General features: G+C 65.6%; 7 protein-coding genes. 5 read left to right on the forward strand and 2 right to left on the reverse strand.

Annotated features, from left to right (window positions below):
- Positions 1–82: 82 nt before the first annotated feature.
- Positions 83–1261 (reverse strand): hypothetical protein, encoded by a 1179-nt coding sequence (locus tag U9979_RS16340; protein WP_322780061.1) that lies wholly within the window; start codon positions 1259–1261, stop codon positions 83–85.
- A 311-nt stretch (positions 1262–1572) separates the two neighbouring features.
- A complete protein-coding gene (locus U9979_RS16345) occupies positions 1573–2064 on the reverse strand; it encodes a hypothetical protein (RefSeq protein WP_322780062.1) in 492 nt (163 codons plus the stop codon).
- Between the two features lie 332 nt (positions 2065–2396).
- Here U9979_RS16345 and U9979_RS16350 point away from each other — a divergent pair, with 332 nt between their 5' ends.
- The 5 genes from U9979_RS16350 to U9979_RS16370 all read left to right on the forward strand — a co-directional run.
- A complete protein-coding gene (locus U9979_RS16350; RefSeq protein ID WP_322780063.1) occupies positions 2397–3401 on the forward strand; it encodes an acyl-CoA desaturase in 1005 nt (334 codons plus the stop codon).
- A 12-nt stretch (positions 3402–3413) separates the two neighbouring features.
- The gene (locus U9979_RS16355; protein ID WP_322780064.1) at positions 3414–3671 is read left to right on the forward strand and encodes an acyl carrier protein; all 258 of its coding nucleotides are present in this window, start codon (positions 3414–3416) and stop codon (positions 3669–3671) included.
- 2 nt (positions 3672–3673) lie between these two features.
- On the forward strand, positions 3674–4576 hold the full coding sequence (locus U9979_RS16360) for a cyclopropane-fatty-acyl-phospholipid synthase family protein (RefSeq protein ID WP_322750127.1): 903 nt from the start codon (positions 3674–3676) through the stop codon (positions 4574–4576).
- Entirely contained in the window at positions 4573–5880 is a 1308-nt protein-coding gene (locus tag U9979_RS16365) for a cytochrome P450 (protein ID WP_322780065.1), read from the forward strand. The genes U9979_RS16360 and U9979_RS16365 overlap by 4 nt, the downstream gene beginning before the upstream one ends.
- On the forward strand, positions 5874–6260 hold a 387-nt coding region (locus U9979_RS16370), incomplete at its 3' end, for an AMP-binding protein (RefSeq protein ID WP_322780066.1). The genes U9979_RS16365 and U9979_RS16370, both read left to right, overlap by 7 nt.

Here is a 6260-nt window from a genome sequence, read left to right on the forward strand (position 1 = left end):
GCTCCTTGATCCACGTCCCTATTGCCGGGCGCTCTAAAGCTCACGACATGCTGCGCGTCCCGGTTTCGGGGCACAAGGGGTGTTACAGCAGTTCGGAGCGTCGTGCGGCTGCTGCCGCCCGCACCTGGTCGAGAAACGTCGTGGTGATGCGTTCCTCGTCGGGCGCGCCGGGTGCGCCGGGTGCGCCGGTGGGGTTGTCATCGTCGGCTTCGTCCGTGCAGGCGGTGTCGGGGTCGGCGTCTGGGGACTCGGTGTATTCGCGGTAGAGCAGCCAGCAGCCGTGGATCCCGGCGAGGAGGTCTTCGAGGAGGTCGGTGGCGGGCCGGGTCGGGTCCAGCGGGGTGAGCCGGTGTGGCATCAGCGTGTGTCGGAGTTCGTCCGGCTGGTCCTCGAACGAGTCCGCGCGTTCGTGGGCGGCTTCGACGGCGGCCAGGAGGGTGTCGAGGTCGGGGATGGCGCCCTCGGCGACGGCCATGGCGTCCGTGATCAGCTGGAGGACGACATCCCGCGGTGTTTCTCCGGTTCCCATGCGTTCGAGGACGACGGTGGGGCTTTCGTGGGGGAGTGCTTCGATGCTGTCGGCCTCGATGAGGATCTGGGTGGGGTCGAGCCCGGTGTGGTGCGCGGCGACGGTGGCCGCGGCGTGGAGCCAGTGGGCCGCGGCGGTCGCGGCGGCGGCCGGGTCGATGTCGGTGCACAGGCGGGTGTTCCCGAAGGGATCGTCGGCCAGGATCGCGTCGGCGGCCGCGACCTGGACGGGGGAGGCGTCCGCGCGGGTCAGGGTGATGGCCTGGCGGGCCCGTCCGGTCAGGTCGCCGCATTCGGCCTGTTCGATGGCGTCGAGTTCGGCCCGGACGTCGGTGGTGATCTGTTCGGTGAGGTCCTGGCTGCCGATCGTGTGCAGGGCCCGGCCGACGCGGTGTGCGGCCTCGTGCACGATGACGTAGGACTGGCGCTGGGTGCCGTTGTGGGGCAGCTGGGGGTGGCGGATCGCGGTGAGCACGCTGGTGAACGCCTGGCGGTCACTGTGGCGGCGCCATCCTTCGCTGCCGGTGGCAAGGCTTGGGGTGGCGCTGGCCGGGTGGGTGTAGGTGCGCCAGGCCGCGGCGGTGAGGAAGCTCAGTTGTTCGGCCAGTCGTAGAGCGTCGCTGTCGGCGGTTGCCGGAGGGAGTACGGCGACGGTTGCGGCCAGGTCGCCGGTTCCGGTCGCCCAGGAGACGATGAGCGCACGCCGGGCGGGGTCGTAGCCATACCGGCTCATTGCCTGACTTCTCCTCTTTCCGGCATCATCCCGCGGCTTGCCGTCACCAGTCTGCGGCACCGGGCGTGGCATGGCAGCCGAACCGGTCTCGGTGCCGGTCTCGGTGCCGATCTTTAAAAGACCCTCGGATGAATTCTATCCAGTCCGGTGTATGCCTAGTGCATCCGATTGGTGACGGATTGGCCCGCCGGCCGTTCGCGGTCGCCGTGAGCCAGGTCAGGACAGCCCGGATCCGTCCCGTCCGCCGGTGGACCAGCCGAGGATCGGTCGGCCGGTGGCGCCGGCGGGCGGGCCCGGTGGGAGGAGGTTGGCTATGGCTGCCCGACATAGGTGACGGTGACGATGGCATTTCGGGCGGTCGGGCTCGTCGGCCGGGGGCTGAACACGACCGTTGCGCTGCCCGAGCACGGCAGGACCAGCGAGGTGGGGATGGCCAGCGGCGTCCCGTAGCTGGTGAAGACCAGTGGGCTGGTGGTCGCGGGGCCGGGGAAGCCGACGGCAATCGTGGTGCCGGCCGATCCGGTGTAGCCGGGTAGTACGACCGGGTCGACGACGCGCTGGACCGCGACGGTCTGGCCGGCGAGCGGATGCCCGGTCTCGCCGGGGCTGACCGGGCCGAAGCAGCCCATCTGGATCGTGGCGTTCGCAGGCGCGCTGTTGACAAAGCCTTCGAAGTACTGCTTCGGCGTGATCGGGTCGGCCGCTGCGGCTGTCCCGACCGTGGCGGCGGCGACCGCGGTCATGACCGTGCCTGCGACCGCGAGCTTCCGGCCGGACCGGGCGAGTGCTGTTAACCTCGACATGCTGACTCCCTTACAGGTAGCAAGCGGGCGGATACCCGAGGGGACCATAGGTCATCGGGCACAACGCCCGGACCAGCGGCACCGGAATCGCCGGGAAACATTGTGGCCCCTTCCGGTGAATAAGCAGTGCACGCCAGGATGTTCGCCATCCCGAACCCGGTGCCTTTCGCGATATCCGGTACGTTGGTTCAACGGCACCGGGCACCTGATAACAACTTCCTATCCTGCGATCGGACTTCATCGTATCGCTCGGGTCCGGCTTCGTCGGCTGTTACGGTCAGGACCGTCTGGCATGCGACCTCGGCATAGTACTCAGGAGGGGGCGGTCGAGAATGGTTGGCGTCCAGCCCGCAGCGTACATTCCCGAACCCGAGTTCGGAGCGGACGGATCCACTCCCCGCAAAAAAGCGATCAGCAATCCCTATCTGCACCGCCTGCAGCGCCGCCACTTTCTGCTGTTCGATGTTCTCCCGATCTTCGGTACCGCCGCCGCCTTCGCTTTCCTTGCGGTACATCCGATCGGTGCCACCGAAATCGCCCTGCTTTTTTCGATGTGGCTCGTGACCGGGCTGGGCGTCACCGTCGGTTATCATCGGTTCTTCACACATCGTAGCTTCAAGGCCGCGCCGTCCGTGGCAACGGCGCTCGCAGTTCTCGGCTCGATGGCCGGCCAGGGCGGACTGGTGTCCTGGGTTGCTCTGCACCGGAGACACCACGAGTGCAGTGATCGCGAGGGCGACCCCCACTCGCCGAATCTCGCCGGCGACGGTCTGGCGGGTCGGCTGCGCGGCCTGGCCCACTCCCACTTCCTGTGGATGCGCCGGCACGAATACCCGAACATCATTCACTATGCGCCGGATCTGATTAAGAACCGTGCCCTGGTGCGGGTCGCCCGTCTTTATTATTACTGGGTGCTGCTCGGGCTGCTGCTCCCCGCGCTCGTCGGCGGTCTCGTCTATCAGAGCTGGGAGGGGGCGGTCAGCGGTCTGCTCTGGGGCGGTCTCGTGCGGATCTTCGTTCTTGAGCACATCATCTGGGCGATCAACTCCTTCCTGCACATGTTCGGCACACGTCCCTACGAATCCAGGGAGAACAGCAGGAACGGCGGTGTCTTTGCTCTGGTGACCTTTGGTGAATCGTGGCACAACAACCATCATGCTTTCACCGATTCGGCTTCTTTCGGGTTGAACTGGTACCGGCTCGATCCAGGCTACTGGCTCATAAAAATGCTTTCGGTCTGTGGCCTGGCATGGGATGTCAAGATTCCGTCCGCAGAGCGGATGGAAGCCAGGCGCAAACCTGAGAACGGCAATCCGGTCCCCAGTACCACGGCATAGGGAGCGAGCACCTTGAAGCCGAGCAGAGAAGCGATTGCGCAATGGTGTCAGGAGTATGTTGCGGGTCTCCTCGACCTGCCGGTCGAGGCGGTGGACCTGGACGCGGACTTTGATCGACTGGGAATCGATTCCCCCCTCGCCGTCGCCCTGCTGATGGAGATAGAGGAACGCTACGGCGTCGACCTGCCGCCCGCGGCGTTGTTCGAGAACCCGACAATCAATGCAATCGCCGCACATCTGTACGAGCAGAATCAGCGGCACGTGGCGTAGCCGTGACTGAATCATTCGAAAGCGACCGTACCGCCGGTGCGGCGGCTGCCATCCGGCATCACTACGATGCCGGGAACGCGTTCTACCGTCTTTGGCTCGACCAGTCACTCACCTATTCGTGTGCGATGCGGGAAGGCGCCGACGACACACTCGAAACCGCCCAGGAGCGGAAGCTGCAATTTCACCTGGACGCGATTCGGGCTGATGGTGCCGCGACCGTGCTCGACATCGGCTGTGGGTGGGGTGCGATCCTGAAGCGGTTGGCGGAGAGCTGCCGCGTTCAACGGTCGGTCGGTCTCACGCTCAGTGATGAGCAGGCGGCTTTCGTCCGGTCCCAGGAGTACCCAGGTGTGGAAGTGCGTACGCAGAACTGGCTGCACTACGAACCCGACATCCAGTTCGACGGAATTATCTCCATCGGCGCCTTTGAGCACTTCGCCACCCCCGAGGACTCGTCAGCTGAGAAGATCCACCTGTACCGGGAGTTCTTCACCCGCTGCCGCACCTGGCTGAACAAGGACGGCGTGTTGTCGCTGCAGACCATCGCCTACGCGAACATGTCCCGTGAGAATGCGAGCCACTTCATCCAGCGGGAGATATTTCCGGCAGCGGATCTGCCGACGCTCGCGGAGATCACCGCCGCCGCGGAGGGTATTTTCGAGGTTCAATCGGTGCACAACGGCCGGCTCGACTACGCCTGGACGTGTGAACAGTGGGCACGTCGGCTGCGAATGCATCGCGAGGAAGCCGTTCATCTTGTCGGACCGGAGGTGGTCGCCCGGTACGAGCGCTATCTGAAACTCTCTGCTCTTGGCTTCCGGATGGGAAAGATCTGCCTTCTCAGGATCGTTCTTCAGCCCTTCAGGAGCACGTATTTCAACGGTCGTGGGGTGCCGGCGCGATGACGTCGGAGACGGGTAGCACGGCAACTGCCGACACCGCCGGACCCGGGCCGGCGCCCATTCGGTTCAACCCGTTCAGCGCCGAGTTCCGACGCGACCCCTACCCGCTCTATCGGCAGCTTCGCCAGGCACAGCCCGTCCACCGGACGCTGGGGATGTGGGTTCTCACGCGGCACGCCGACGTGCAGGGTGTCCTGCGTGACCGCACGTTCAGCGCCGGACTCATACCTCAATTGATCAGCCGGCAGGCGAATCGGCTGGCGCACGACAACGTAGCCCGGATCGTCCGGCTGGGGAAGAAGTCGCTGGTCTTCACCGACAACCCGGACCACGCACGGCTGCGTGCACTGGTGAACCGGGTGTTCACCGCACAGGAAATCGTCAAACTCCGTCCCCGTATCTCGGCGGTTGCCGAGCAGCTGGTGGCGCAGGCGTGGGACGACGGCGGTATGGACGCCGTCGCCGACTTTGCCGCGCTGCTGCCGGTCACGATCATGTGCGACTGGATGGCGCTCCCGGACGGCCTGCGCGAACGCGTCGGCCAATGGACGCATGACATCCGGTTCCTGCTCGAACCAGGGCTGATGAAAGCCGGTGATTTTACGCATGTGTGCGATGTCGTCGAAGAGTTCGCGGACGCCCTGGACGACGTGGTCGCGCAACGCCGGTCCCGGCCCGGCGACGACCTGATAACCCAGCTGCTCGCCGCGGCGACCGGCGGTGGTGACACGCTCAGCGATGAAGAACTCGTTTTCGTCTGCATCATGTGCTTCGTGGCCGGCAACGAAACCACGAAATCCCTGATAGGCAACGGCCTCCGCGCTTTGCTTGCGCACCCGGATCAGGGCGCCCTGCTCCACCGTCGGCCAGAGCTGGCGAAGAGTACCGTCGACGAGGCATTGCGCTACGACAGCCCGCTCCAGCTGACCAAGCGCCTGGCCACGCGCGATGTCGAAATCGACGGAAAGCAGATACGGGCGGGAGAGCAGATTCTCCTGTGTCTCGGCGCCGCGAACCGCGACCCCGCGGTGTTCAGCCGGCCGGACGAGTTCGACATCACCCGCGACACGAAGGGGCACCTCGCATTCGGGTACGGAATGCACGGCTGCCTCGGCGGGCTGCTGGCGCAGCTGCAGGCGGAGGTCGCCTTCGAGCGCCTCTACCGGCGTCCCCAGCGTCTGAAACTGCGGACCGAGGAACTCGACTGGCAGGACCACAGTTTCATCGTCCGCGGTCTGAAGCACCTTCCGGTCTCGCTGGAGCCGCTTCCGTCCGGGTCCCTCCGACCAATGGAAGGAGAATGGTGAGGAACAGACCACTGCTCCCGGAGATCCTCCAGGGCCGCGCCGCCGCCGAGCCGGCCAACAGGGCGTACGTGTTCCTGACTGAACATGGGGAGGAGGAAGCGGTGCTGACCTACGGCGAGCTGCACGCACGGGCGCTTGCCGTGGCCCGGCAGCTGAGTTGGGGCTGCAAACCTGGTGACAGAGTACTGTTGCTCTTCCCGCAGGGTCTGGACTTCATCGTCGCGTACTTCGGGTGCCTCTACGCGCAGGTCATCGCGGTGCCCGTCAACCCCCCGCGCAAGAATCGGATGCAGGACGCGACCCGCAGCATCGTGAAAGACTGTGCACCATCGGCTGTACTCACCCTCAGCGCGATGCTCGAAAGCACCAGGGAGTCCCTG

Origin of the sequence: Protofrankia sp. Cas4 (assembly GCF_963555915.1) — a bacterium.
Lineage (GTDB): Bacteria > Actinomycetota > Actinomycetes > Frankiales > Frankiaceae > Protofrankia.

Bases quoted from the DNA above. Each gene is read 5' to 3' on its own strand.
- U9979_RS16365 (WP_322780065.1), top strand. From the start codon at position 4,573: ATGACGTCGGAGACGGGTAGCACGGCAACTGCCGACACCGCCGGACCC.
- U9979_RS16345 (WP_322780062.1), bottom strand. From the start codon at position 2,064: ATGTCGAGGTTAACAGCACTCGCCCGGTCCGGCCGGAAGCTCGCGGTC.
- U9979_RS16340 (WP_322780061.1), bottom strand. From the start codon at position 1,261: ATGAGCCGGTATGGCTACGACCCCGCCCGGCGTGCGCTCATCGTCTCC.
- U9979_RS16350 (WP_322780063.1), top strand. From the start codon at position 2,397: ATGGTTGGCGTCCAGCCCGCAGCGTACATTCCCGAACCCGAGTTCGGA.